The sequence below is a fragment of the Salipiger thiooxidans genome, assembly GCF_900102075.1.
Lineage (GTDB): Bacteria > Pseudomonadota > Alphaproteobacteria > Rhodobacterales > Rhodobacteraceae > Salipiger > Salipiger thiooxidans.
Genome location: NZ_FNAV01000003.1, coordinates 307,787 through 330,322, shown reverse-complemented (window position 1 = coordinate 330,322; position 22,536 = coordinate 307,787). Strand labels below are relative to the sequence as shown.

Annotated in this window: 16 protein-coding genes; 2 read left to right on the top strand and 14 right to left on the bottom strand. The window is 67.9% G+C overall.

Annotation, left to right across the window (positions count from 1 at the left end):
- The first annotated feature begins 63 nt into the window (after positions 1-63).
- Positions 64-1,335 carry a lytic murein transglycosylase gene (locus BLQ77_RS05920; RefSeq protein ID WP_089956620.1) on the top strand — a complete coding sequence of 424 codons (1,272 nt, stop codon included), beginning with the start codon at positions 64-66 and terminating at the stop codon, positions 1,333-1,335.
- A gap of 52 nt (positions 1,336-1,387) precedes the next feature.
- Here the strand turns inward: BLQ77_RS05920 and BLQ77_RS05915 are convergent, their stop codons facing one another.
- The 9 genes from BLQ77_RS05915 to BLQ77_RS05875 all read right to left on the bottom strand — a co-directional run bounded on the left by BLQ77_RS05915 (position 1,388) and on the right by BLQ77_RS05875 (position 12,684).
- Positions 1,388-1,855 carry a hypothetical protein gene (locus BLQ77_RS05915; protein WP_089956617.1) on the bottom strand — a complete coding sequence of 156 codons (468 nt, stop codon included), beginning with the start codon at positions 1,853-1,855 and terminating at the stop codon, positions 1,388-1,390.
- Entirely contained in the window at positions 1,852-2,337 is a 486-nt protein-coding gene (locus BLQ77_RS05910) for an RNA pyrophosphohydrolase (RefSeq protein ID WP_089956844.1), read from the bottom strand. The genes BLQ77_RS05915 and BLQ77_RS05910 overlap by 4 nt, the downstream gene beginning before the upstream one ends.
- 114 nt (positions 2,338-2,451) lie before the next feature.
- Positions 2,452-3,801 carry a S41 family peptidase gene (locus BLQ77_RS05905; RefSeq protein ID WP_040384795.1) on the bottom strand — a complete coding sequence of 450 codons (1,350 nt, stop codon included), beginning with the start codon at positions 3,799-3,801 and terminating at the stop codon, positions 2,452-2,454.
- Between the two features lie 7 nt (positions 3,802-3,808).
- Positions 3,809-4,936: a murein hydrolase activator EnvC family protein gene (locus BLQ77_RS05900; RefSeq protein WP_089956614.1), complete on the bottom strand. Its 1,128-nt coding sequence runs from the start codon at positions 4,934-4,936 to the stop codon at positions 3,809-3,811.
- Positions 4,933-6,453: a 2,3-bisphosphoglycerate-independent phosphoglycerate mutase gene (gene gpmI, locus BLQ77_RS05895; RefSeq protein ID WP_008887217.1), complete on the bottom strand. Its 1,521-nt coding sequence runs from the start codon at positions 6,451-6,453 to the stop codon at positions 4,933-4,935. Before gpmI ends, BLQ77_RS05900 begins: the two co-directional genes overlap by 4 nt.
- Before the next feature lie 146 nt (positions 6,454-6,599).
- On the bottom strand, positions 6,600-6,773 hold the full coding sequence (locus BLQ77_RS28675) for a hypothetical protein (protein ID WP_165617036.1): 174 nt from the start codon (positions 6,771-6,773) through the stop codon (positions 6,600-6,602).
- Between the two features lie 409 nt (positions 6,774-7,182).
- Complete coding sequence (locus BLQ77_RS28405) at positions 7,183-7,644, bottom strand: hypothetical protein (protein WP_131821991.1); 462 nt, start codon at positions 7,642-7,644, stop codon at positions 7,183-7,185.
- Positions 7,645-7,823: 179 nt separating this feature from the next.
- The gene (gene carB / locus BLQ77_RS05880) at positions 7,824-11,159 is read right to left on the bottom strand and encodes a carbamoyl-phosphate synthase large subunit (RefSeq protein ID WP_089956588.1); all 3,336 of its coding nucleotides are present in this window, start codon (positions 11,157-11,159) and stop codon (positions 7,824-7,826) included.
- 292 nt (positions 11,160-11,451) lie between these two features.
- Positions 11,452-12,684: an SAM-dependent methyltransferase gene (locus BLQ77_RS05875; protein WP_089956585.1), complete on the bottom strand. Its 1,233-nt coding sequence runs from the start codon at positions 12,682-12,684 to the stop codon at positions 11,452-11,454.
- Between the two features lie 185 nt (positions 12,685-12,869).
- Between BLQ77_RS05875 and aspS the strand changes: the two genes are divergently transcribed.
- Positions 12,870-14,651 carry an aspartate--tRNA ligase gene (gene aspS, locus BLQ77_RS05870; RefSeq protein ID WP_089956582.1) on the top strand — a complete coding sequence of 594 codons (1,782 nt, stop codon included), beginning with the start codon at positions 12,870-12,872 and terminating at the stop codon, positions 14,649-14,651.
- Between the two features lie 496 nt (positions 14,652-15,147).
- Here aspS and cueR read toward each other — a convergent pair whose 3' ends face one another.
- The 5 genes from cueR to BLQ77_RS05845 form a co-directional block, all read right to left on the bottom strand.
- Positions 15,148-15,534 carry a Cu(I)-responsive transcriptional regulator gene (gene cueR, locus BLQ77_RS05865; RefSeq protein ID WP_089956580.1) on the bottom strand — a complete coding sequence of 129 codons (387 nt, stop codon included), beginning with the start codon at positions 15,532-15,534 and terminating at the stop codon, positions 15,148-15,150.
- Positions 15,531-18,014 (bottom strand): heavy metal translocating P-type ATPase, encoded by a 2,484-nt coding sequence (locus tag BLQ77_RS05860; protein ID WP_089956576.1) that lies wholly within the window; start codon positions 18,012-18,014, stop codon positions 15,531-15,533. The genes cueR and BLQ77_RS05860 overlap by 4 nt, the downstream gene beginning before the upstream one ends.
- Positions 18,015-18,060: 46 nt before the next feature.
- Positions 18,061-18,492, bottom strand: coding sequence for a hypothetical protein (locus BLQ77_RS05855; RefSeq protein WP_242661635.1), 432 nt, complete (start codon positions 18,490-18,492; stop codon positions 18,061-18,063).
- A 94-nt stretch (positions 18,493-18,586) separates the two neighbouring features.
- The gene (gene rlmN, locus BLQ77_RS05850; RefSeq protein ID WP_089956573.1) at positions 18,587-19,783 is read right to left on the bottom strand and encodes a dual-specificity RNA methyltransferase RlmN; all 1,197 of its coding nucleotides are present in this window, start codon (positions 19,781-19,783) and stop codon (positions 18,587-18,589) included.
- Between the two features lie 182 nt (positions 19,784-19,965).
- Positions 19,966-22,536: a TIGR02302 family protein gene (locus tag BLQ77_RS05845; RefSeq protein ID WP_089956569.1), complete on the bottom strand. Its 2,571-nt coding sequence runs from the start codon at positions 22,534-22,536 to the stop codon at positions 19,966-19,968.

Sequence of the window (22,536 nt, the reverse complement as noted above, 5' to 3'; positions counted from 1 at the left end):
CCTTCGCAAAACCGCGCGGACAGGATACCCTTGGCGCGAGGCACAAGGAGAGGAGCAGCCGCCATGAGAATGCGGGCCCTGACCATATTCATGAGCATTTTCGCCACCGGCGCCGCCGCGCAGGCCACCGCGCCGCACGCGTCGTTGCGCCCCGAGGCACGGCCCTTCGTGTCGACGCAGGGCACCGCGGTGCGCGCGCCGCAGGACGTCAAGGGCGCCGCCGGGTTCGCGGACTGGGTCCGCGACTTCCGCAGCCGGGCGCTGGAGCAGGGCATCACGCCCGAGGTCTTCGACGCCGCCTTCCGGGGCGTCGAGTACGACGCCAAGGTGATCGAGCGCGACCGCAACCAGAACGAGTTCACCAAGACCGTCTGGGTCTACCTGGACAGCGCCGCCTCCGAGGCGCGCATCGCCGCCGGGAAGAAGGCTCTTGCCGAGAATCGCGCCCTGCTCGACCGGATCGAGGAGCGCTACGGCGTCGACAAGCAGGCCGTCGTGGCGATCTGGGGTCTCGAGAGTGCCTTCGGCACCTTCCGCGGCACCGAGCCGGTGATCCGCTCGCTGGCCTCGCTCGCCTATGACACCCGGCGCGGGACCTTCTTCGAGGGCCAGCTCGTCGACGCGCTGACCATCCTGCAGAGCGGCGACACGGTGCCCGCCAACATGAAGGGCTCGTGGGCCGGTGCGATGGGACACACGCAGTTCATGCCCTCGTCGTTCCTTGCGCTGGCGCAGGACTGGGACGGCGACGGCCGCCGCGACATCTGGTCGGACGATCCCGCCGACGCGCTGGCCTCGGCAGCGCATTACCTCGCCGAGAACGGCTGGACCAAGGGCCAGCCGTGGGGCGTCGAGGTGCGCCTGCCCGAGGGCTTCGACTACACGCTCGCCGACCGCGAGATCGAGAAGCTGCCCTCGGACTGGGCGGCGCTCGGCGTGACCGACATGGACGGCAAGCCCATCGCCGACCACGGCCCGGCCTCGGTGCTGCTGCCTGGCGGCCATCAGGGCGCGGCCTTCATGATCTTCGAGAACTTCGCAGTGATCGAGCGCTACAACACCGCCGATGCCTATGTCATCGGGGTCGGTCACCTTGGCGACCGCATCCTCGGCGGGCCGGAGATCCGCCACGGCTGGCCGCGCGAGGACCGGGCGCTGACGCTGGACGAACGGCTCGAACTGCAGGAGCGGCTGCGCGACGCGGGTTTCGACCCCGAGAAGATCGACGGCCGTATCGGCCCGCTCACCATCGACGCGGTGCGCGGCTACCAGCAGAGCATCGGCGCGGTGCCGGATGGCTACGCCTCGCTGCAGGTGCTCGAGGCCCTGCGCTGATCATTCCGTGAAAAGGGGGCCGTTCCCCGGCCCCCGTATGCCCTCTGGCTACCTACTGGCCGCAGCTGCCTTCGGTCACGCAGGCGACGATCTCGGCCTTCTGCGCGTCGGTGGGGTTGGCGTAGAGCATCGCCGGACACGGACCGCTGGTCATCACCAGGGTCCCGTCTTGCTGCCTGAGGAACGCCAGCACCTTGCCTGACGGGACGGAGCCGCACCACGGACCGGCGCAGGTCACGTTCACCGTGATGTCGGCGTCGAACTCGTTGACGAAGCCGCCTGCCCCCAGCGACATGCCCTTGAGCCGCGCGTTCAGCGTGCGCGGCACGCCCTTGTCGTCGGACGAGGTCGGCAGCGATGCGCGATCCGGCGTCACCACGCCCTCGACCACCACCCAGGTGTCCTCGGACTCGGCGGCAGCGCGGAAGTCGCGGCTGAGGTCGGCGGGGGCGCAGCTCAGCGCCAGCGCGGGTTGCGCCAGCACGGCAGAGGCCAGAAGCGAGAGAAGCAGGCGTTTCATGACAGGTACTCCGCGAAATCGGCAAGCACCCGTTCGTAGACGGCGCGCTTGAAGGGCACGATCTGGCCGACGACCTCGGACGGCGCCAGCCAGCGCCAGGTTGAGAACTCGGGGTGGTGGGTCTCGATGTTGACCTGCTCGTCGGTGCCGTGGAAGCGCAGCAGGAACCACTTCTGCTCCTGCCCGCGGAAACGGCCCTTCCAGATCCGGGGCACGATGTCATGCGGCAGGTCGTAGGGGTACCACTCGGGGCTCTCGGCCTCGACGGTCACCAGATCCGAGATCACGCCGGTCTCTTCCCAGAGCTCGCGAAGGGCGGCGTCGCGCGGCGCCTCGCCCTTGTCGACACCGCCCTGCGGCATCTGCCAGGCGGGGATCTCGCTGTCGATGCGCTGGCCCACGAAGACCTCGTTCGCCGCGTTCACCAGCATCACGCCGACGCAGGGGCGATAGGGCAGCTTCGCGATGTCCTCTGCGGTCAGGTCCTTGGTCTTTGCCGTCATCGGAGCCTCTCGTCTTGGAACTGCGGGCGCCCGGCGGGGGCAAGGCCGGGGGTGGCGACGGCGGAGGAACGATCATGCCCCCCGCCGACACGGTCACTGTTCGAGCTGCGCCTTCTCGGTCTCGAGAACGCTCAGGCCCTTGAGGATGTCGATGGCGTAGGCGAGCTGGTAATCCTCCTCGCGCAGCGCCGCCGCGGCCTCGGCCTTGGCACGGTCCTCCTCGATCTGGCGAACCTCCTCCTCGGTGAGGCTGTCGTTGTCGAGACGACCGCGCAGGTCGGCCTCGGAGCGGCTGAAACGGTTGGTCGCCTCATCCTCTTCCTCTTCCGGGCGCGGGCGGGGCTGTTGGACCACGATGTCCGGCGACACGCCGAGCGCCTGGATCGAGCGGCCCGACGGCGTGTAGTAGCGCGCGGTAGTCAGGCGCATCGCGCCGTCGCCACGCACCGGCATCACGGTCTGGACCGAGCCCTTGCCGAAGCTCTTGGTGCCCACGACCACGGCGCGGCGGTGATCCTGCAGCGCGCCGGCGACGATCTCGGAGGCCGAGGCCGAACCGCCGTTGATCAGCACGACCATCGGCTTGCCGTCGGTCAGGTCGCCCTCGGTGGCGTTGAAGCGCTCACCGTCCTCGGGGTTGCGGCCGCGGGTCGAGACGATCTCGCCCTTGTCGAGGAAGGCATCCGAAACCTTGATCGCCTGGGTCAGGAGGCCGCCCGGGTTGTTGCGCAGGTCGAGCACAATGCCGTTAACCTTGTCGGCACCACCGGCTTCCTCGATGCGCTCGGCCAGCCCTTCCGCGAGGTTGGGATAGGTCTGGTCGTTGAAGGTCGTGACGCGCAGCACCACGGTGTCGCCCTCGAGACGGGTGCGCACGGCGGTGAGCTTGATGGTGTCGCGGGTGATGGTCACGTCGAAGGGTTCTTCCTCGCCCTCGCGCACCACGGTGATGACGATCTCGGACCCGACCGGGCCGCGCATCAGGTCGACCGCCTCGTCGAGGGTCATGCCCAGCACCGACTCGCCGTCGACGTGGGTGATGAAGTCGCCGGACTCGATGCCCGCCTCGGCCGCCGGGGTGTCGTCGATCGGCGAGACCACCTTCACGAAGCCGTCTTCCTGCGTCACCTCGATGCCGAGACCGCCGAACTCGCCACGGGTCTGCACGCGCATGTTCTCGGCGTCATCGGGGGGCAGGTAGCTCGAGTGCGGGTCGAGCGAGGTCAGCATGCCGTTGATCGCGGCCTCGATCAGCTCGCCCGGTTCGACGTCCTCGACGTATTGCGCCCGGATGCGCTCGAAGATGTCGCCGAACAGGTCGAGCTGTTCGTAGACGCTGGCCTGCTTGTCGGCTTCCTGAGCCACGAGCGGACCCACGAATTGCGTTGTCGCGACGACGCCGGCGACCGTGCCGCCGATTGCGGCCATCAGAAACTTGTTCATGCCCATATCATCCCTTGTCGCTTGCGAACCACGTGAGCGGGTCCACGGGCCTGTCGCCCTGTCTGACCTCTATATAGAGCGTCTCCGTGCGTCCAGCGCCACCCCCTTCAACAGATGGTGACGCCCCTGCCGCAGGGTTCGTGCCGTCCGGCGTCCCGCCCATCAGGCCAACTGGCGATCCTTCGGGCAGAACCTCGCCGGCGCGGCCGTAGGCGACCTCGAGTCCGGCGATCACGAAGAGCAGATCCGGCTGCGGCTCCAGAATCGACACCAGCCCGTAATCGAGCAGCGGCCCGCTGTAGCGCACCGTCGCCGCCGTAGGCGTGGTGACCAGCGCCTCGGGGCGGGTGGCGATGACGATGCCCGGTCGCGCCACGCCCGCGGCGTCGGCCTCGCCCGCGCGGCGCAGGATCTGGCCCTGCACCGGCATCCCGAGCGCGCCCTTGCGGTCCTCGATGGGCGGCAGCTCGGTCGGCACTTCGTCGCTGGTGATCTGCGACAGTCCGCTGGCGAACCCCTCGAGCGTCTCGGTCGACGAGATCAGGATCGCCGTGCGGATCGGATCCTCGGTGAAGCGCGTCGGCAGGTCGGTCCGGTCGGCGATGGCCTGGCTCAGGTCGGTGCGCGCCTGCTGCACGCCTTCAAGTCCCTGCTGCAGGGTCTCGGCCGCGCTTTGCTGCAGCGTGCGCAGCGCGGTCACCTCGTCGAGATCCGCGCGAAGCGCCTGCGCCTCGGCGCTGAGGCCCGGGGTCACCGAGGCCAGCATCATTCCCGCCCGTGCGGCGCCCACCGGGCCCTGGGGGTGGAGCATCGCCGAGGGCGCAGCGCGGCCCCCGAGGCTCGAGAGGACGCCCAGAAGCTGGGCGATCTCCGCCTCCTGGCTCTGCAGGCGCCGGGTAAGCTCGGTCTCGCGGATGGCCGCGTCGCGCAACCCGCCGCGCATCGCGGCCAGCCCCGCCTCGTAGGCCTTCACCGTGCCGGTGAGCGCGCGCACCCGGTCACGGGCGCTTTCGGCGGCATCAAGCTGCATCGAGGCCTGCTCCAGCGCCGAGGCCGCGGCACGCGCGGCCTCGGCCGGATCCTGTGCGAGGACCGGCGTCGCCAGCAGTGTCAGGGCCAGCGCGATGCGTTTCACAGGTCGATGAGGCTCTGGCCCGTCATCTCCTCGGGCTGTTCGAGGTTCATCAGCTGCAGCAGCGTCGGTGCCACGTCGGCGAGCCTGCCGTCATGCACCTTCGCCCCCTCGGGCCCGCCATACAGGATCACCGGCACGAGGTTCGTGGTATGCGCCGTGTGCGGGCCGTTGGTGGCCTCGTCCCACATGGTCTCGCAATTGCCGTGGTCCGCGATCACCAGCATCGCGCCGCCGACCTTCTCGAGCGCCGCGACCACCCTGCCAAGCCCGTGGTCCACCGCCTCGCAGGCGGCAATCGCCGCCTCGAGCACGCCGGTGTGTCCCACCATGTCAGGGTTGGCGAAGTTGGTCACGATCAGGTCGTACTCACCGCTCTCGATGGCGGCGACGAACCGGTCCGCGACCTCGGGCTCGGACATCTCGGGCTGCAGGTCGTAGGTCGCCACCTTGGGCGACTTCGGCATGAAGCGGTCCTCACCCTCCTCGGGCTCTTCCTTGCCGCCGTTGAGGAAGAAGGTCACGTGCGGGTATTTCTCGGTCTCGGCCAGGCGGAACTGCCGCAGCTTGTGCTTGGCCACCCACTCGCCGATGGTGTTGACGATGACGCGCTTGGGATAGGCGGTAGCCATGTAGGCATTGTGGGCGTCGGAATACTCGACCATCCCCAGCAGCGCCGACAGCTCGGGCTTGTCGCGCTCGAAGCCGTCGAAACCGGGCTCGCCGATGGCCTTGAGGATCTCGCGGGCACGGTCGGCGCGGAAGTTCATGCAGAAGAAGCCGTCACCGGCCTTCAGCCCCTCGTAGCCGTCGATCACCGTGGCCGGGATGAATTCGTCGGTCTTGTCCTTGGCGTAGCTCTGGCTCACCGCGGTCACCGGGTCGGGGGCACTCTCGCCCTTGCCGAGGATCATCGCGTCATAGGCCTGCTCGACCCGCTCCCAGCGGTTGTCCCGGTCCATGGCGTAGTAGCGCCCGATCACGGTGCCGATGCTGGCGCCCTCGGGGAGGCTGTCGTTCAGCGCCCTGACGAAGGCCTCGCCGGATTTCGGCGACACGTCGCGCCCGTCGGTGATGGCGTGGACGACGACCCTGCAGCCGAGGTCGGTGACCATCTTCACCGCCGCCTTGATGTGCTCGATATGGCCGTGCACGCCGCCGTCCGAGACCACGCCCATCAGGTGCGCGGTGCCCTTGGCGTCCTTCACCGTGGCGGCGAAGGCCTTGATGGCCTCGTTGTCGAAGAAGCTGCCGTCCTCGATGGCAAGGTCGATCTGCCCGAGATCCATCGCGACCACGCGCCCCGCGCCGATGTTGGTGTGGCCCACCTCGGAGTTGCCCATCTGCCCGGTCGGCAGGCCGACGTCGGGCCCGAAGGTCACCAGCGTGGCGTTGGGGCAGGTCTCGTAGAGCCGGTCCATGGTCGGGGTGCGGGCGAGCTTGGGGGCATTGAACGCGGCATCGTCGCGGAGGCCCCATCCATCGAGAATGGTCAGGACAACGGGTTTCGGCGTGGTCATGTGAGCGGCCCTCCTGCTGCGGTCAGGGGAGGCTTAGCAGGGTTGCAGGGGGATGTGGAGAGGATGCGGTGTCACGGTCTTCGCGCGAAGCCGCGCCAGAGCTATACTAGCGGAAAGGGCGGGGCGCTTCCGCCCCGCCCCCTGTACTACTTCTCCTTGCGAACGCCCTTGAACGGCGTCTTGCTTGAAGTCTTCTGATCCATGAAGCGCCCTGTTTTGGCGTCGCGCTTCACCCAGTTTCCATTCGGAGCCTGCGTCTGGGAGCGGCCACGAACCGCACCGTTCCGCTTTCCGTCGCCACTTGGCGGATTGGTTGCCATTTTTACCTCGTATGACACGTGCTGTTGCACCAGTAGCAACCATCATTGCGCTGAAACCCAAGATTGCGGGCAGCGTTGGACGCCTCAGCGCAGGATGAATGCCATCCTAAGTCTCGTCGATTCCCGAGCTGAGGAGGATACGGGCAAGTGCCGTTATCCTTGTGAACTTCATGAACGCCGTCCTGATACTGAGCGTTCTGATTGATGTAGTAGCGTTGGAGCGACATATCGCTTCCTCTCAAAGAAATCCTTGAAAGGAGCCGCAACGCGTGAAATACAAAATCTTGCGACAGACGAAGTATTTCGAGCTACGGCTCCTAGTATTTTGCGGGAAGGCCGGTCCTTTGGGACCGGCTTTCTTCCTTTAAGGTGCAAGCATCTGCTGAGCCTGCACCAGATCATCTTCTTTTCATATGAGCGGATCTCCCTCCTCTTGTTCGGAACTCTCCGCCTCCAAGCCAGGCATCAACATTGCCTGCCTATCGGTTTCTGTGCGGAGCAAACTCCAAGTGGCCTCCTCATCGTTGTAGGATAGCAGGCCATCTTGATTCTTTAGCCGCGACAATTGAGGAGACAGACTTGTGCGCGCCACCTCGACTCCAAATCGCGACAATATCAAGCCTACAATCGCCTCGGCGCTCTGCCCACCCTCAGAATTCCTGAGGACCTCAACAACCATTTGTTTAATAGTCATTTTTTCGGAACGCAGTTGAGTTTCGAGCGGCTCAGCCTCGTCACCCTCACGAGGTGAAACTACTTGCTTCGCCGCCTTGATCTGCCTGAGTTCTTGCAGAAGCTCTGCGCGCAGAGACTTTATTTCGGCCTCACGCCGGCCCAAGAATTCAAGAAGGGTTTCATTCGCTCGTGCCATGAGTGTTTGTAGAATCGCGAGCGCGCCGAGTCAACCCAAAGACTTCAAGGCGGATCAGACTTGACCGCAACAAAGTCCTGAATCATGGGGTCCAGAGCGCCCGAAGACCCAACATCTAGACTTGAGGCAAAAAAAGGGGGCGGTCCCCCACCCCCTTGCAAGCTGGCCTCAAGTCTCACTCACCCCTGCAGCGACTTCACCACAATCTCCCCCTCCTCGCGGGACTTCATCGCCATCACCGCGGCATGCGCCCCGGCGGCGGTGGTGAAGTAGGGGATCTTGTCGTAGAGAGCGACCGAGCGGATCTCGCGGCTGTCCTCGACCGAGGCAGCGCCCTCGGTGGTGTTGAGCACCAGCTGGATGCCGCCGTCCTTCATCATGTCGACCACGTTGGGACGGCCCTCGTAGACCTTCTTGACCACCTCGCAGGCGATGCCCGCGGCCTCGAGGAACTTCGCCGTGCCGCCGGTGGCGATCAGCTTGAAGCCCATGCCCGAGAGCACCTGTGCCGCCTCGATCATCTGGTCGGTCTTGTCGGCGTCCTTGATCGAGAAGAACACGTTGCCCTCGGTCGGCAGGTGGGTGCCCGCGCCCATCTGCGCCTTCAGGAAGGCGCGCGGGAAGGAGCGGTCCCAGCCCATGACCTCGCCGGTCGAGCGCATCTCCGGCCCGAGGATGGTGTCGACGCCCGGGAAGCGGGCGAAGGGCAGCACGGCCTCCTTGACCGAGTACCAGGGCATGTTCGGGTCGGCGAGGGTCATCGGATCCGCCATCGGAACGTCGGTGGTGTCGTAGTCGGTGTCCGCGGCGTAGCCCTCGCGCAGCGGGAAGTTGGACAGCGGCTCGCCGGCCATGATCCGCGCCGCGATGGAGGCAATGGCCGAGTCCGTCGCCTTGGCGACGAAGGGCACGGTGCGCGAGGCGCGCGGGTTGACCTCGATGAGGTAGATCTCGCCGTCCTTGATCGCGAACTGCACGTTCATCAGGCCGACCACGCGCAGGGCACGCGCGAGCGCCACGGTCTGCTCCTTGATCCGGTCGATGACCTCGGCCGAGAGCGAGTAGGGCGGCAGCGAGCAGGCGCTGTCGCCCGAGTGCACGCCGGCTTCCTCGATGTGCTGCATGATGCCCGCCACGTGCACGTTCTCGCCGTCGCAGAGCGCGTCCACGTCGAGCTCGGTCGCACCCGAGAGGTAGCTGTCGAGCAGCACCGGGCTGTCACCCGAGACCACCACGGCCTCGTTGATGTAACGCTCGAGGTGGGCCATGTCGCGGACGATCTCCATCGCCCGGCCGCCCAGCACGTAGGAGGGGCGGATCACCAGCGGGAAGCCGATGTCGTCGGCGATGGCCAGCGCCTGCGCGTCGGTCGAGGCGATGCCGTTCTTCGGCTGCTTGAGACCCAGCTGGTTGACCAGCGCCTGGAACCGCTCGCGGTCCTCGGCGAGGTCGATGGCGTCGGGCGTGGTGCCGAGGATCGGGATGCCCTCGGCCTCGAGCGCGTTGGCAAGCTTGAGCGGGGTCTGGCCGCCGAACTGCACGATGACGCCGTGCAGGGTGCCGCGCTCGAGCTCGACGCGGAGGATCTCCATCACGTGCTCGAAGGTCAGCGGCTCGAAGTACAGCCGGTCCGAGGTGTCGTAGTCGGTCGACACGGTCTCGGGGTTGCAGTTGATCATGATCGTCTCATAACCCGCGGCGGTCAGCGCGAAGCAGGCGTGACAGCAGCAGTAGTCGAACTCGATGCCCTGACCGATCCGGTTCGGACCGCCGCCGAGGATGACGACCTTCTTCTTGTCCGAGGGACGCGCCTCGCATTCCACCTCGCCCATCATCGGCATCTCGTAGGTGGAGTACATGTAGGGCGTCTGCGCCTCGAACTCGGCGGCGCAGGTGTCGATGCGCTTGAACACGGCGGTGACGCCGAGCGAGGTCCGGCGGTTGCGCACGTCCTTCTCGGAAAAGCCCGTGAGCTTGGCGAGGCGCGCGTCGGTGAAGCCCAGCATCTTGAGCTGGCGCATGCCGCCCTCGTCCTGCGGCAGGCCGGCGGCACGGACCTCTTCCTCGGCCTCGACGATCTCGCGGATACGGGCAAGGAACCACGGGTCGAACATGGTGACGCCGTGGATCTCGTCATCCGACAGCCCGTGGCGCATCGCCTGCGCGATGGTGCGCATGCGGTCCGGGGTTTGCTGGCTGATCGCCTTGATGACGGCGGATTTCTCGGGAGCGCCCTCGATCTCGACCTCGTCGAAGCCGGTGAGGCCCGATTCCATCGACGTCAGCGCCTTCTGCAGCGACTCGTGGATGGTGCGGCCGATAGCCATCGCCTCGCCCACCGACTTCATCGCGGTGGTGAGGTAGGGCTCGGAGCCCGGGAACTTCTCGAAGGCAAATTTCGGGATCTTGGTGACCACGTAGTCGATGGTCGGCTCGAAGGAGGCCGGCGTCACCTTGGTGATGTCGTTGTCGAGCTCGTCCAGCGTGTAGCCCACGGCGAGCTTGGCGGCGATCTTGGCGATGGGGAAGCCTGTGGCCTTGGAGGCCAGCGCCGAAGAGCGCGACACCCTCGGGTTCATCTCGATCACGACCATCCGGCCGTTCTCGGGGTTCACCGCCCATTGCACGTTGGAACCGCCGGTCTCGACGCCGATCTCGCGCAGCACGGCGATCGAGCCGTTGCGCATGATCTGGTATTCCTTGTCGGTGAGCGTCAGCGCCGGCGCCACGGTGATCGAGTCACCGGTGTGCACGCCCATCGGGTCGACGTTCTCGATGGAACAGACGATGATCGCGTTGTCCGCCTTGTCGCGGACGACCTCCATCTCGTATTCCTTCCACCCCAGCAGCGACTCGTCGACGAGGATCTGGTTCACCGGCGAGGCGTCCATGCCGGTGCGGCAGAAGTGGATGTAGTCCTCGCGGTTGTAGGCCACACCGCCGCCGGTGCCACCCAGGGTGAAGGCGGGGCGGATGATCGCCGGAAGACCGATGTCCTCGAGCGCCTCGAGCGCGATGGCGACGCCTGCGTCAAGGTCGGCCTTGCCGTTGTCCTTCTTCGGCGCGGTGACGATGGTGGCGGCCGGGTTCTCGAGCCCGATGCGGTCCATCGCCTCGCGGAACAGGGCGCGGTCCTCGGCCATCTCGATGGCCTCGCGCTTGGCACCGATCATCTCGACGCCGAACTTCTCGAGCACGCCCATTTCCTCGAGCTTCAGCGAGGTGTTGAGGCCGGTCTGGCCGCCCATGGTCGGCAGCAGCGCGTCGGGGCGCTCCTTCTCGATGATCTTGGCGACGACCTCGGGGGTGATCGGCTCGATGTAGGTGGCATCGGCGAGCTCGGGGTCGGTCATGATCGTGGCCGGGTTCGAGTTCACCAGGATCACCCGGTAGCCTTCTTCGCGCAGGGCCTTGCAGGCCTGGGCGCCGGAATAGTCGAATTCGCAGGCCTGACCGATGATGATGGGCCCTGCGCCGATGATCATGATGGATTTGATATCGGTTCTCTTGGGCATCGTTCGACCTCTGGTTCTCGGACTGTCTGGGCGCATTCGGCGGGCACGCGGCAAGGCGCGGAGGAGTCGCAGCTGCCCGCAAATTGTCGTGCGTTATAGACAAGAGCCGTGGGTCTGCAACCCCATTCCGCCCGGGTCACACGGGGTTCGGAAGAGCGTCATCCGGCGGGCCCGGCCGGATGCGGCACGTGCCGCGGCGCGGCCCACTGGCGGGCCGCGCAGGAAAATCCCGGCGGGCGGGGCGCTTCCGGGCCGTTCGGATCTGCGCGAAGACCCGAAGTGCCCTGCCCCGCTACTGCGCGGCGTGCATCAGCGCGTCGGCGGCGCCTGGGCTATAGAGGTAGTCCCGCGTGGTCGGCACCGCGTACTGGCGATGCGCGAGCTGCAGGTGGAAGACGCCCTGAAAGGTCTCCTCGAAGGCCGCCTCGCAGACCACGAGGTAGAATCGCCACATCCGGATGAAGGTCTCGTCATACATGCCGCGGATCTGGTCCAGCGCCGCCTCGAACCGGTCGCGCCAGTGGTGCAGCGTCGTGCCGTAGTGACCGCGCAGCACCTCGACGTCGGTGGCCCAGAGCCCGGTGCGTTCGATCGCCGCCGACACCTCGGAGAGCGACGGGATGTAGCCGCCGGGGAAGATGTACTTGTCGATCCACATCGACGTCGCCGCCGGCTCGGACACGTGCCCGATGCTGTGAATCAGCGACACGCCGTCCTTGGCGAGCAGCTCGTCGACCTTGGCGAAGTACTCGTCGAGATGCGGGTAGCCCACGTGCTCGAGCATGCCGACGCTCACGATGCGGTCGAAGGTCTCGTCGATCTTGCGGTAGTCGAGCAGCCGGAAGTCGACCTTGTCCGCCACGCCCTCGGCCTCGGCCCGGGCCTGCGCCGTTGCCAGCTGGTTCTCGGAGAGTGTCACGCCGGTCACATGGGCGCCGTAGTCGCGTGCCAGCGTCAGCGCCATGCCGCCCCAGCCGCAGCCGATGTCGAGCACCCGCATCCCGGGCTTGATCAGCAGCTTGCGGGCGATGTGGTCCTTCTTGGCTTTCTGCGCCTCTTCCAGCGTCATGCCGGGCCGGGTGAAATAGGCGCAGGAATACTGCATGTCGCTGTCGAGGAAGATCCGGTAGAGATCGTCCGAAATGTCGTAGTGGTGCTGGACGTTGCGCTGGCTGCGCAGCGGGTTGTTGCGCTGCTCGATGCCGCGGGTCCAGCCGCGCACCGCCTGCACGATGTTGAACCACTTGGGCATCTCGCCCATCTGCTGGTTGCGCACGAGCAGCGCCACGAAGTCATAGACCTGCTCCGGCGCCACCACGATGCGGCCATCCATGTAGCCCTCGCCGAGCGCCAGCACCGGCCGCTGGCCCAGTTCGCGCACGATGCCGTCGTCGGCCAGCGCGACATCGGCCTCCAGATCTCCGCCCGGTCCGTAGCTTTCGGTGGTGCCATCCGGCCAGGTCAGGTTGAGCCGGCCCGTCACGACCAGCTTCCTCAACATCTTATCGAGCACGGTCCTCCACATGATAAGACCCCTTTGTGCAATGAGATTCGGTATCGACCCTTGGCGGCAAACCGCGCGCGGGTCTTAAGAAAGGTTAAGTCACACGACCTTTTCGGCAAGTTCGGCGCCCGATTCCCTTGACTTCCGGTCCGTCGCGCGCTGTATCGGCGCCTAACTTTCCAGCAGTTTCCTAAGGGGCATCCCACATGCACGCCTATCGCACGCACACCTGTGCAGACCTGAAAAAGGAGAACGTGGGCGACACCGTTCGCCTCTCGGGCTGGGTGCACCGCATCCGTGACCACGGCGGCATCCTGTTCATCGACCTGCGCGACCACTACGGCATCACGCAGGTGCTCTGCGACCCGGACAGCCCGGCCTTCGCCGATGTCGAGAAGGTCCGCTCGGAATGGTGCATCCGCATCGACGGGACCGTCAAGGCCCGCGACGAAAGCCTCGTGAACCCCAAGCTTCCCACCGGCGAGATCGAGGTCTTCGTCCGTGAGCTCGAGGTGCTCGGCGCCGCGAAGGAGCTTCCGCTCATGGTCTTCGGTGATCAGGAGTACCCGGAAGAGACCCGCCTGCGCTATCGCTACCTCGACCTGCGCCGCGAGGAGATGCAGCGTTCGATGACCCTGCGCTCGGACGTGGTGGCCTCGATGCGCCGCCGCATGTGGGACAAGGGCTTCCGCGAATACCAGACGCCGATCATCACCGCGTCCTCGCCCGAGGGCGCCCGCGACTTCCTCGTGCCGTCGCGCCTGCACCCGGGCAAGTTCTACGCGCTGCCGCAGGCACCGCAGCAGTTCAAGCAGCTGATCATGGTGTCGGGCTATGACAAGTACTTCCAGATCGCGCCCTGCTTCCGCGACGAGGACCCGCGCGCCGACCGCTCGCCCACCGACTTCTACCAGCTCGACCTCGAGATGAGCTTCGTCACCCAGCAGGACGTGTTCGACACCGTCTCGCCGGTGATCGCGGGCGTGTTCGAGGAATTCGGCGGCGGCGCATCGGTCGACGATCCCGCCTCCTGGCCGCAGATCCCCTACAAGGAAGCCGCGCTCAAGTACGGCACCGACAAGCCCGACCTGCGCAACCCGATCGAGATGCAGGACGTCTCCGAGCACTTCCGCGGCTCGGGCTTCGCGATCTTCGCCAGGCTGCTCGAGCAGGACGGCACCGAGATCCGCGCCATCCCCGCCCCCACCGGCGGCTCGCGCAAGTTCTGCGACCGGATGAACGTCTTCGCCCAGAAAGAGGGTCTGCCCGGCATGGGCTACATCTTCTGGCGTGAAGCCAACGGCGAGATGGAAGCCGCCGGCCCGCTGGCCAAGAACATCGGCCCCGAACGCACCGAGGCGATCCGCCAGCAGCTGGGTCTCGGCGTCGGCGACGCGGCGTTCTTCCTCGGCGGCAAGGCGGCGAGCTTCCAGCGCGTCGCGGGCAAGGCACGTGACGTGATCGGCGAAGAGCTCGGCCTGACCGAGAAGAACCGTTTCGCCTTCGCCTGGATCGTGGACTTCCCGATCTACGAGAAGGACGAGGAAACCGGCGCCATCGACTTCGAGCACAACCCGTTCTCGATGCCGCAGGGGGGCATGGAGGCGCTCGAGGGCGACCCCCTCGCCGTGAAGGGCTTCCAGTATGACCTCGCCTGCAACGGTTACGAGCTGGTCTCGGGCGCGATCCGGAACCACAAGCCGGACGTGATGCTCAAAGCCTTCGAGCTGGCGGGCTACGGCGAGGACGAGGTGAAGAAGCGCTTCGCCGGTCTCTACACCGCGTTCCAGTACGGCGCCCCGCCGCACGGTGGCTGCGCCGCCGGCATCGACCGTATCGTGATGCTGCTGGCCGGCACCTCGAACATCCGCGAGGTCATCATGTTCCCGATGAACCAGCGCGCCGAGGACCTGATGATGCAGGCGCCCTCCGAGCCGACCTCGGACCAGCTCATGGAGCTGTCGCTGCGGGTGATCCCGCAGGAGTGAGCTTCGGCCACTGTCTGACCGACGAAAGGGCGCCCGCGGGGCGCCCTTTTTCGTTCTGCCGGGGTGTGGGGCAACCGACGGGAGCCGCCCCGTGGCCTCCCGCTTCCAGCGAAACGGGCGCCGCGCGTCGCCGGTCCGCGGGGTGGCGATCCGACAGTCGATCCTCTCGCTTTTTCCCGGCCACGTCCGAAGGATCTCGACACGCGGCCCCCGGACCAGCCAAATCGCCAGCCCGGATGACGTCCCGTCGCCCCCCCCGTTCCAGAGAAACATGAGCCGCGCATCGCCGGTCCGCGAGATGGCGATGCGAACTACGAGCCTCTCGATTTATCCCGGCCACGTCCGAAGGACCTCGACACGCAGCACCCGGGCCAGCCAAATCGCCAGCCCGGGGGGCGGGCCGGCGATGCGCGGCGGCTTCGCCTTGGTTCCGCGCGGGGGCTTCGCGCACAGAGGTGCGGTACTCGACACCGCGCCGCCCGCACACCCGTGAGCCCTATTCCTCCGCCAGTCCTGCGAGGATCGGGCAGTCCGGGCGGTGGTCGCCGTGGCAGGCATCGACCAGCCGGCCGAGCGTGTCGTGCATCTCGCGCAGCTGCGCGATCTTCTCCTCGATCGCCACGAGATGCTCGGACGCCAGCGCCTTGACGTCGGCGCTCTCGCGCGTTTCGTCCTCGTAGAGCCCCAGCAGCTTGGGGCAGTCCTCGATGCTGAAGCCAAGCGCCCGGGCGCGGGCGAGGAAGGCAAGCTTGTGCAGATCCGCCTCCGAGAACGCCCGGTAACCGTTCCCGGACCGCTTCGGCGTCACGAGGCCGATGTCTTCGTAGTAGCGGATCGTCTTGGCGGGGATGCCCGCCCGCTCGGAGACCTGACCGATATTCATTCCGCCGGCTCCGCCACGAGGGTTTCGCGCCCCGCCCGGGTGGCGCCGCTGCGCATCGCGGGTGACAGCCGCCGCAGCCGCAGCGCGTTGGTCAGGACGAAGACCGAGGACAGCGCCATCGCCCCCGCCGCCAGCATCGGCGACAGCAGCAGACCGAAGGCCGGGTAAAGCGCCCCGGCCGCGACCGGGATCAGCGCGACGTTGTAGCCGAAGGCCCAGAACAGGTTCTGACGGATGTTGCGCAGCACCGCGCGACTCACGTGAAACGCCTCGACCACGCCGGCCACGTCCCCCGAGACCAGCACCACGTCGGCGCTCTCGATGGCGACGTCGGTGCCGGTGCCGATGGCGATGCCCACCTCGGCCTCGGCCAGCGCCGGGGCGTCGTTGATGCCGTCGCCGACGAAGGCCACGGCACCGAACCGTTCGCGCAGCACCTTGACCGCGGCGAGCTTGCCCTCGGGCAGCACCTCGGCCTCGACATGGTCGATGCCCAGCTCGGCGGCGATGGCCCTGGCGGTTGCCTGCGTGTCGCCGGTGATCATCGCCACGCGGATGTCCTGCGCGTGCAGCGCCGCGACCGCGGCCCTGGCCCCTGGCTTCACCCGGTCGGCAACCGCGAAGACCCCGGCGACCTGCCCGTCGATGGCCACCACGACCGGCGTCTGGCCAGCGGCGGCGATCTCGTCATGCGCGGCCTCGAGCCCGGCCATGGCCACGCCCTCGCGCACCATCAGGCGCTTGGCACCGACCAGCAGGCGGCGCCCCTCGACCGTGGCGCGCAGCCCGTGCCCGGCGATGGCCTCGACCACCTCGGGCTGTACCAGCCCCTCGGCGGCCTGCTCCAGCGCCCGCGCGATCGGGTGCTCCGAGCCCTGCTCGGCGCTCGCCGCCAGCCGCAGCACCTCGGCCACGTCCCAGCCCGGCGCCGCCTCGGAGCGCGCCAGAGCGGGCTTGCCCTCGGTGAGCGTGCCGGTCTTGTCGAAGGCCACCACCTTGCTCGATTCGAGTCGCTGCAGCGCGTCGCCCTTGCGGAACAGCACGCCGAGCTCGGCGGCGCGGCCGGTGCCCACCATGATCGAGGTGGGCGTGGCGAGGCCCATGGCGCAGGGGCAGGCGATGATGAGGACCGAGACCCCGGCCACCAGCGCATGGGTCAGCGCCGGAGACGGCCCGAGGACCAGCCACGCGAGGAAGGTCAGCGCCGCCGCGGCGATCACCGCGGGCACGAACCACACCACCACGCGGTCGGCGAGCGCCTGGATCGGCAGTTTCGCCCCCTGTGCATCCTCGACCAGCGAGATGATCCGCGCCAGCATGGTGTCGGCGCCCACGGCGGTGGCCCGGAAGCTGAGCGCCCCCTGCCCGTTCACCGTGCCGCCGACGACCGGGTCGCCCGGGCCCTTGCCCACGGGAACCGGTTCGCCGGTGATCATGCTCTCGTCGACGTAGCTGCGCCCCGTGAGCAGCTCGCCGTCGACGGCGATGCGCTCGCCGGGGCGGACATGCACCACGTCGCCGGGCTGCACCTCGTCGATGGCCAGCTCAGCGATTGCGCCATCGCGTTCGACCCGCGCGGTGGCCGGGCGCAGCCCCACCAGCCGCCGGATCGCGGCGCCGGTGCGGCCCTTGGCTCGCGCCTCTAGGAAACGGCCCAGCAGGATCAGCGTGACGATCACCGCCGCCGCCTCGAAATAGACCGCGCGCGCGCCCTCGGGCAGCAGCCCGGGAAGGAACAACGCCACGGTGGAATAGCCCCAGGCCGCCAGCGTCCCGAGCGCCACCAGCGCGTTCATGTCGGGTGCGCCCTTGAACAGCAGCGGCAGGCCGATGCGGTAGAACCGCCGGCCGGGGCCCACGAGCACCGCGGTGACAAGCGCGAATTGCAACACCCAAGAGGTCGTGGTGCCGATGGTCGAGGCGATCCAGTGGTGGAAGCCGGGGAAGATGTGGCCCCCCATCTCGAGCACGAAGACCGGCAGGGTCAGCGCCGCGGCGACGATCAGGTCGTGCTTCAGCGTGCGCAGCTCCGCATCCTTGCGGGCGTCGCGCTCGGCGCTGTCGTCGCCCGCCGGGCGCGCCTTGTAGCCTGCCTCGCCCACCACGCGGGCAAGCTCGGCGCCGTCCACGCTGCCCGCGAGCAGCCTCACCTCGGCGCTCTCGCTGGCGAGGTTCACATGGGCCGAAAGCACGCCGGGAACGGCGCTCAGCGCCTTCTCGACGCGGTTGACGCAGGAGGCGCAGCTCATGCCGTCGATGGCCAGCGTCACCCGCGCCTCGCGCGCCGGGTAGCCAGCGCGGTCGAGCGCGTCGCGCAGCGCCTCGACACCGGCCGATCCATCGACCCGGGCCATGCGGTTGGCGAGGTTCACGCTGGCGTCGGTGACACCGGGCACCGCCGCGAGGGCCTTCTGCGCCCGCCCGGCGCAGCCCCCGCAGTTCAGCCGAGTGACTTCGAAACGCATGCTATCGGTGGCCATGTCAGACTCCTTCCGTCTGGTTCTGGCCGGGATATACTCCTTCCAGTCACTGGAAGGTCAAGGGGCAGTCGAGCCTGTCCCGGCATTCCTCGCACAAGAGCGGCAATCCGACACGCTCGCCGGCCGCAACCAGCGGCAGGATCGCCTGCGGCACGACGATGGCCATGGCCTCGACCAGCGCCGCCTCGCGGTCCTGCTCGGCAGAGAGCAGCACGAAACGGGCCAGGTTGCGTTCGTCGTCGCTGACGCCCTCGGCCCCGGGACGGAGGATAAGCGGGGGATGCCAGGCGTGCAGGCGCATCAGCGCCATGAGCTGCGCGAAACCATCGACGCAGGCGCGGGCGCGCTCGAGGCCGATGGCCCCGGCAAGCTCGGCCTCAAGCCGGTCCGCCTCTTGCTGACGCCGCAGCATCTGCACGATTCGCCATTCCGGCACCCTCAGCGCGGGGCCGACCGTTTTGAAATATTCGTGACGCATGAGCACTCTCCAGCCGCGTGACCACAGAACGCCGGGCTTACCCGCGCGTCGGGCTGGCTGGACAGGCTTATCCTGACTTAAATTGTCGGATAAATCAAGCGGCGCCGTCGAGCCCGGTTTCCGCGGCGATCTGGGCACGCGACTTGCGCGCCCGCTCGGTCGCAGATTTGAGCTGCCCGCACGCGGCCATGATGTCCTCGCCCCGCGGCGTGCGGATCGGCGAGGCATAGCCCGCCTTGTGCACGATGTCGGCAAAGCGCTCGATCCGCTCCCAGTCCGAGCGCTCGTACGGAGCACCGGGCCATTCGTTGAACGGGATCAGGTTGATCTTGGCGGGGATGCCCTTGATCAGGTTCACGAGGCGGCGCGCGTCGGCGTCGCTGTCGTTCACGTCCTTCAGCATCACGTATTCGAAGGTGATCCGCTCGGAGTTCGACAGCCGCGGGTATTCGCGCAGGGCGTTCAGCAGCTCTTCGATGTTCCAGCGCTTGTTGATCGGCACCAGCTTGTTGCGCACCTCGTCGGTGGTGGCGTGGAAGCTCACCGCCATCAGGCAGCCGATTTCCTCGGCGCAGCGGGCGATCTCGGGGACGACGCCCGAGGTCGACAGCGTGATGCGGCGGCGCGAGAGGGCGATGCCCTCGCCGTCCATGACGATCTTCATCGCGTCGCGCACGTTGTCGAAGTTGTAGAGCGGCTCGCCCATGCCCATCAGCACGATGTTCGACAGCAGGCGCGGGCCATCCTCGCCGGTGCCGGTGCCGGGCGCGGGCCATTCGTCGAGGTCGTCACGCGCCAGCATGACCTGCCCCACGATTTCGCCCGCGGTCAGGTTGCGGACCAGCTTCTGGGTGCCGGTGTGGCAGAACGAGCAGGTGAGCGTGCAGCCGACCTGGCTCGAGATGCAGAGTGTGCCGCGGCCTTCCTCGGGGATGTAGACCGTCTCGACCTCGTGGCCGCCGGCGATGCGGACGAGGTACTTGCGGGTGCCGTCGGCCGAGACCTGCTTCGAGACGATCTCGGGCAGGGCGATCTCGAAATGCGCCTCGAGCTTGGCGCGGTAGTCCTTGGCCAGGTTGGTCATCACCGAGAAGTCGCGGACGCCCCAGTGGTAGATCCATTGCCAGACCTGGTTGACGCGCATTTTCGCCTGCTTCTCCGGCGTGCCCATCTCGATCAGCGCAGCGCGAAGGGCATCGCGGGTGAGGCCCACGATGTTCAGCCTGCCGCCCTCGGGCAGCTTGCGGGGGATCGTCACCACGTCCTGGGTGATCGGCGCGTCTGCGGCCATAACTCTGGTCCTCTGGCTGGAGAAGCCTGCTCCATACAGGATTCGACGAGAAAAACAAAGGGGCGCGTCGGGACCGTTTCAAGACCCCGGACCCCGTGACCGCCCGTCAGTCCCTGACGGTGCCTGAAGGTGGCCGCCGCCCCGGTCAGTACACGGGCCCGCTGCGGCGCGGACCCGTCGGGTCAGAACCGTTCGAGCAGGCGCTCGAGGTACTCGAGCTCTTCCTCGGGGCGCTCGCCCTCGCCCGAGCGGCGGCGGATCTCGTCGAGCAGTTCCCGGGCGCGGCGATAGACGTCCTCGTCCTGCACCATGTTCTCGTCGGTGCCGATCTGGCCGTTGGCGCCGGCGTTGCGGCCCAGCGGGTCACGCTGCTGGCCGGGGTTGCCGCCCTGCTGCTGGCCCTGCTGACCCTGGTTCTGCTGTTGCTGCTGGGCCATCGCCTCGCCAAGGCTGCGCATGCCCTCGCGGAGCGCCTCCATGGCCTGCGACTGCTGGTCGATGGCCCCGGCGAGATCGTCATCGCGCAGCGCCTCCTCGGCGCCGTCCATCGCCTCTTCGGCGCGGCGCAGCGCATCGCGGGCGGCCTCGCCCGGTTCGGTTCCGGCGCCGGGAAGGCCCTGGCGCTGGCGGTTCAGCTCGCTGCGCAGCTGCTGCTGGCGGTCGGCGAGGCTTTCCTCGAGCGACTGCTGGCCGCCCTGCCCCTGCTGCGACTGACCCTCCTGCTGACCTTGCTGGCCCTGCTGCTGGCCGTCACCGCCCTGCCCCTGCTGAGGCTGGCCGGGCTGTTGGCCCTGTTGCCCTTGCTGGCCCTGCGGGCCCGGGTTGAACTGGTCCTGGAACTGGCGGAAGGCCTCGTCCGAGAGCCCCTGCTGCTCGCGCAGGGTATCGCCCAGCCCCTCCATCGCCTGCTCGCCCGGCGACTGGCCCTGCTGGCCCTGCGTGACCTGCATGTTCTCCATCAGCTGCTGAAGCTGCTCGAGCGCTTCCTGCGCCTCGGCCATGCGGCCCTGCTCCATCAGCTCCTGGATGCGGTCCATCATGCGCTGCAGGTCGTTCTGGCTCATCTCCATCATGTCCTGCGACTGGGACATCTCGGGATTGTCCTCGGCATTCTGCTGCGCCTGACGCGACAGCTGCCGCAGGTAGTCGTCGGTCGCCTCGCGCATCTCCTGCATGAGCTCGGCGATCTCCTGCTCGGAGGCACCGTTCTTCATCGCCTCGGACAGCCGCTCCTGCGCGCGCTGCAGCCGCTCGAGCGCCGAGGCAAGATCGCCCTCCTCGAGGATCAGCGCCAGATCCCACATCGCCTTGGCCAGCACGTCCTGCTGTTCGCCGGTCATCTGCGCACCCGAGGATTCGAGGTCGCGCAGCACGCCGCGCAGCCGCAGGTAGGGCACCGCCGAGCGGAACACGTCGTCGGGCAGGTAGCTGATCGCGCGCAGGATCCGCGCAATCTCGGGGACGTTGTCGCGGGTCCAGAGCAGCGCCCGGCGCTGTTCGATGATCGCCGCCGCCAGCGGATCGAAGAACCGGCGGCCCGGCAGGGTGATGGTCTCGATGTCCGAGGCGCCGGCCTGCCCGGCCTCGTCGGTGACGTTCAGCTCGAGCTTCACCGGCAGGTTGGCCCACGGATGCTCGGAGAAATTCTCGACCAGCGTCTCGGTGAACTCGGCCCGGTCGCCGGCGATCGGCATGGGAAGCGGCACCTCGATGGCGTCGCGCGGCTCGGGCTCGGTGGCGAGCAGGTAGCTGCGGTCGACCTCGTCCAGCGCCAGCGTGATCCGGGCGGTGCCACCGACGACGCCATAGTCGTCACGGGCGGTGAAGGGGATCTGGGCGTCACCCTCGTAGCTCGACTCGATCTCGCCCTCGCGCGCCACGCTGGGCGGAGCATCGGCGGTGACCGAGATCTCCCACGCGCGGCCGCCCGGGCCGTCGATGGCGAGCCGGCCGGAATGCGCGACGGCGAAATCCTGTGCGGTCTCCTGCGCCGTCTCCGGCGTCAGGCTGCGGCCCGAGACGGATTCGTCGACGCTGAGCGCGCCGACCTCGCCGTACATGCGGAGTGTGATCTGGGCGCCCTCGGGCACGTCGATGCCGGGCGCGGTGATGTCGTTGAGATAGACCGAGGGCAGGCGGGTGTAGCCCGGCGGCTCCATCCAGCCTTCCCATGCGGGGCCGGATGCGAGATCCGAGCCCGAGGGCCCCATCGCGGTCACCGACGAGACCCGCAGGAACGAGCCGAAGACCAGCGCCACGGCGAAGGCCAGCAGCGCGACGTAGCGCAGGGCGAAGGGATCGGCCTTGGCAACGCGCAGGTCGGGTTCCACCGCCCTGGCCTCGGCGAGGCGCTTGCGCATCCGCGCCTGGTGCGCCTGCCAGACCGCCTGCGAGCCCGTGTCCGCAGAGCCGATGGCCTGATCGTCGAGCGCCGCCTGAATCGGGTTGCCGCGCATGGTGCCGTCGAGACGGGCCACCGCCTCGGACCGGCGCGGCCAGCGCAGCATCCGCACCCCGCGCCAGGCCGCCCAGCCCACCGCGCCCAGAAGCGCGACGGTCGAGACCCAGACCCATTCGACGGCGACCATGTCCTGCACGCCCAGCATCAACAGCCCCAGCGCCGCGATCAGCAGCGACCAGAGCGGCCAGAAGGCGCGGGTGATGCGCTCCGCCGCCATGCCCCAGAGGGTCAGGCGAAGCGGCCATTTGATGGGGCTCAGGATGTCCGGTCGCGGCTTTCCCGTCTCGGGCAT

Excerpts from the sequence above, each read along its gene's own strand:
- BLQ77_RS05845 (WP_089956569.1), bottom strand. The coding sequence starts at position 22,536 with ATGCCCGAGACGGGAAAGCCGCGACCGGACATCCTGAGCCCCATCAAA.
- BLQ77_RS05915 (WP_089956617.1), bottom strand. The coding sequence starts at position 1,855 with ATGAAACGCCTGCTTCTCTCGCTTCTGGCCTCTGCCGTGCTGGCGCAA.
- BLQ77_RS05875 (WP_089956585.1), bottom strand. The coding sequence starts at position 12,684 with ATGTGGAGGACCGTGCTCGATAAGATGTTGAGGAAGCTGGTCGTGACG.
- gpmI (WP_008887217.1), bottom strand. The coding sequence starts at position 6,453 with ATGACCACGCCGAAACCCGTTGTCCTGACCATTCTCGATGGATGGGGC.
- BLQ77_RS05855 (WP_242661635.1), bottom strand. The coding sequence starts at position 18,492 with ATGCGTCACGAATATTTCAAAACGGTCGGCCCCGCGCTGAGGGTGCCG.
- BLQ77_RS05860 (WP_089956576.1), bottom strand. The coding sequence starts at position 18,014 with ATGGCCACCGATAGCATGCGTTTCGAAGTCACTCGGCTGAACTGCGGG.
- cueR (WP_089956580.1), bottom strand. The coding sequence starts at position 15,534 with ATGAATATCGGTCAGGTCTCCGAGCGGGCGGGCATCCCCGCCAAGACG.
- BLQ77_RS28675 (WP_165617036.1), bottom strand. The coding sequence starts at position 6,773 with ATGGCAACCAATCCGCCAAGTGGCGACGGAAAGCGGAACGGTGCGGTT.
- BLQ77_RS05905 (WP_040384795.1), bottom strand. The coding sequence starts at position 3,801 with ATGAACAAGTTTCTGATGGCCGCAATCGGCGGCACGGTCGCCGGCGTC.
- rlmN (WP_089956573.1), bottom strand. The coding sequence starts at position 19,783 with ATGGCCGCAGACGCGCCGATCACCCAGGACGTGGTGACGATCCCCCGC.
- carB (WP_089956588.1), bottom strand. The coding sequence starts at position 11,159 with ATGCCCAAGAGAACCGATATCAAATCCATCATGATCATCGGCGCAGGG.
- aspS (WP_089956582.1), top strand. The coding sequence starts at position 12,870 with ATGCACGCCTATCGCACGCACACCTGTGCAGACCTGAAAAAGGAGAAC.
- BLQ77_RS28405 (WP_131821991.1), bottom strand. The coding sequence starts at position 7,644 with ATGGCACGAGCGAATGAAACCCTTCTTGAATTCTTGGGCCGGCGTGAG.
- BLQ77_RS05920 (WP_089956620.1), top strand. The coding sequence starts at position 64 with ATGAGAATGCGGGCCCTGACCATATTCATGAGCATTTTCGCCACCGGC.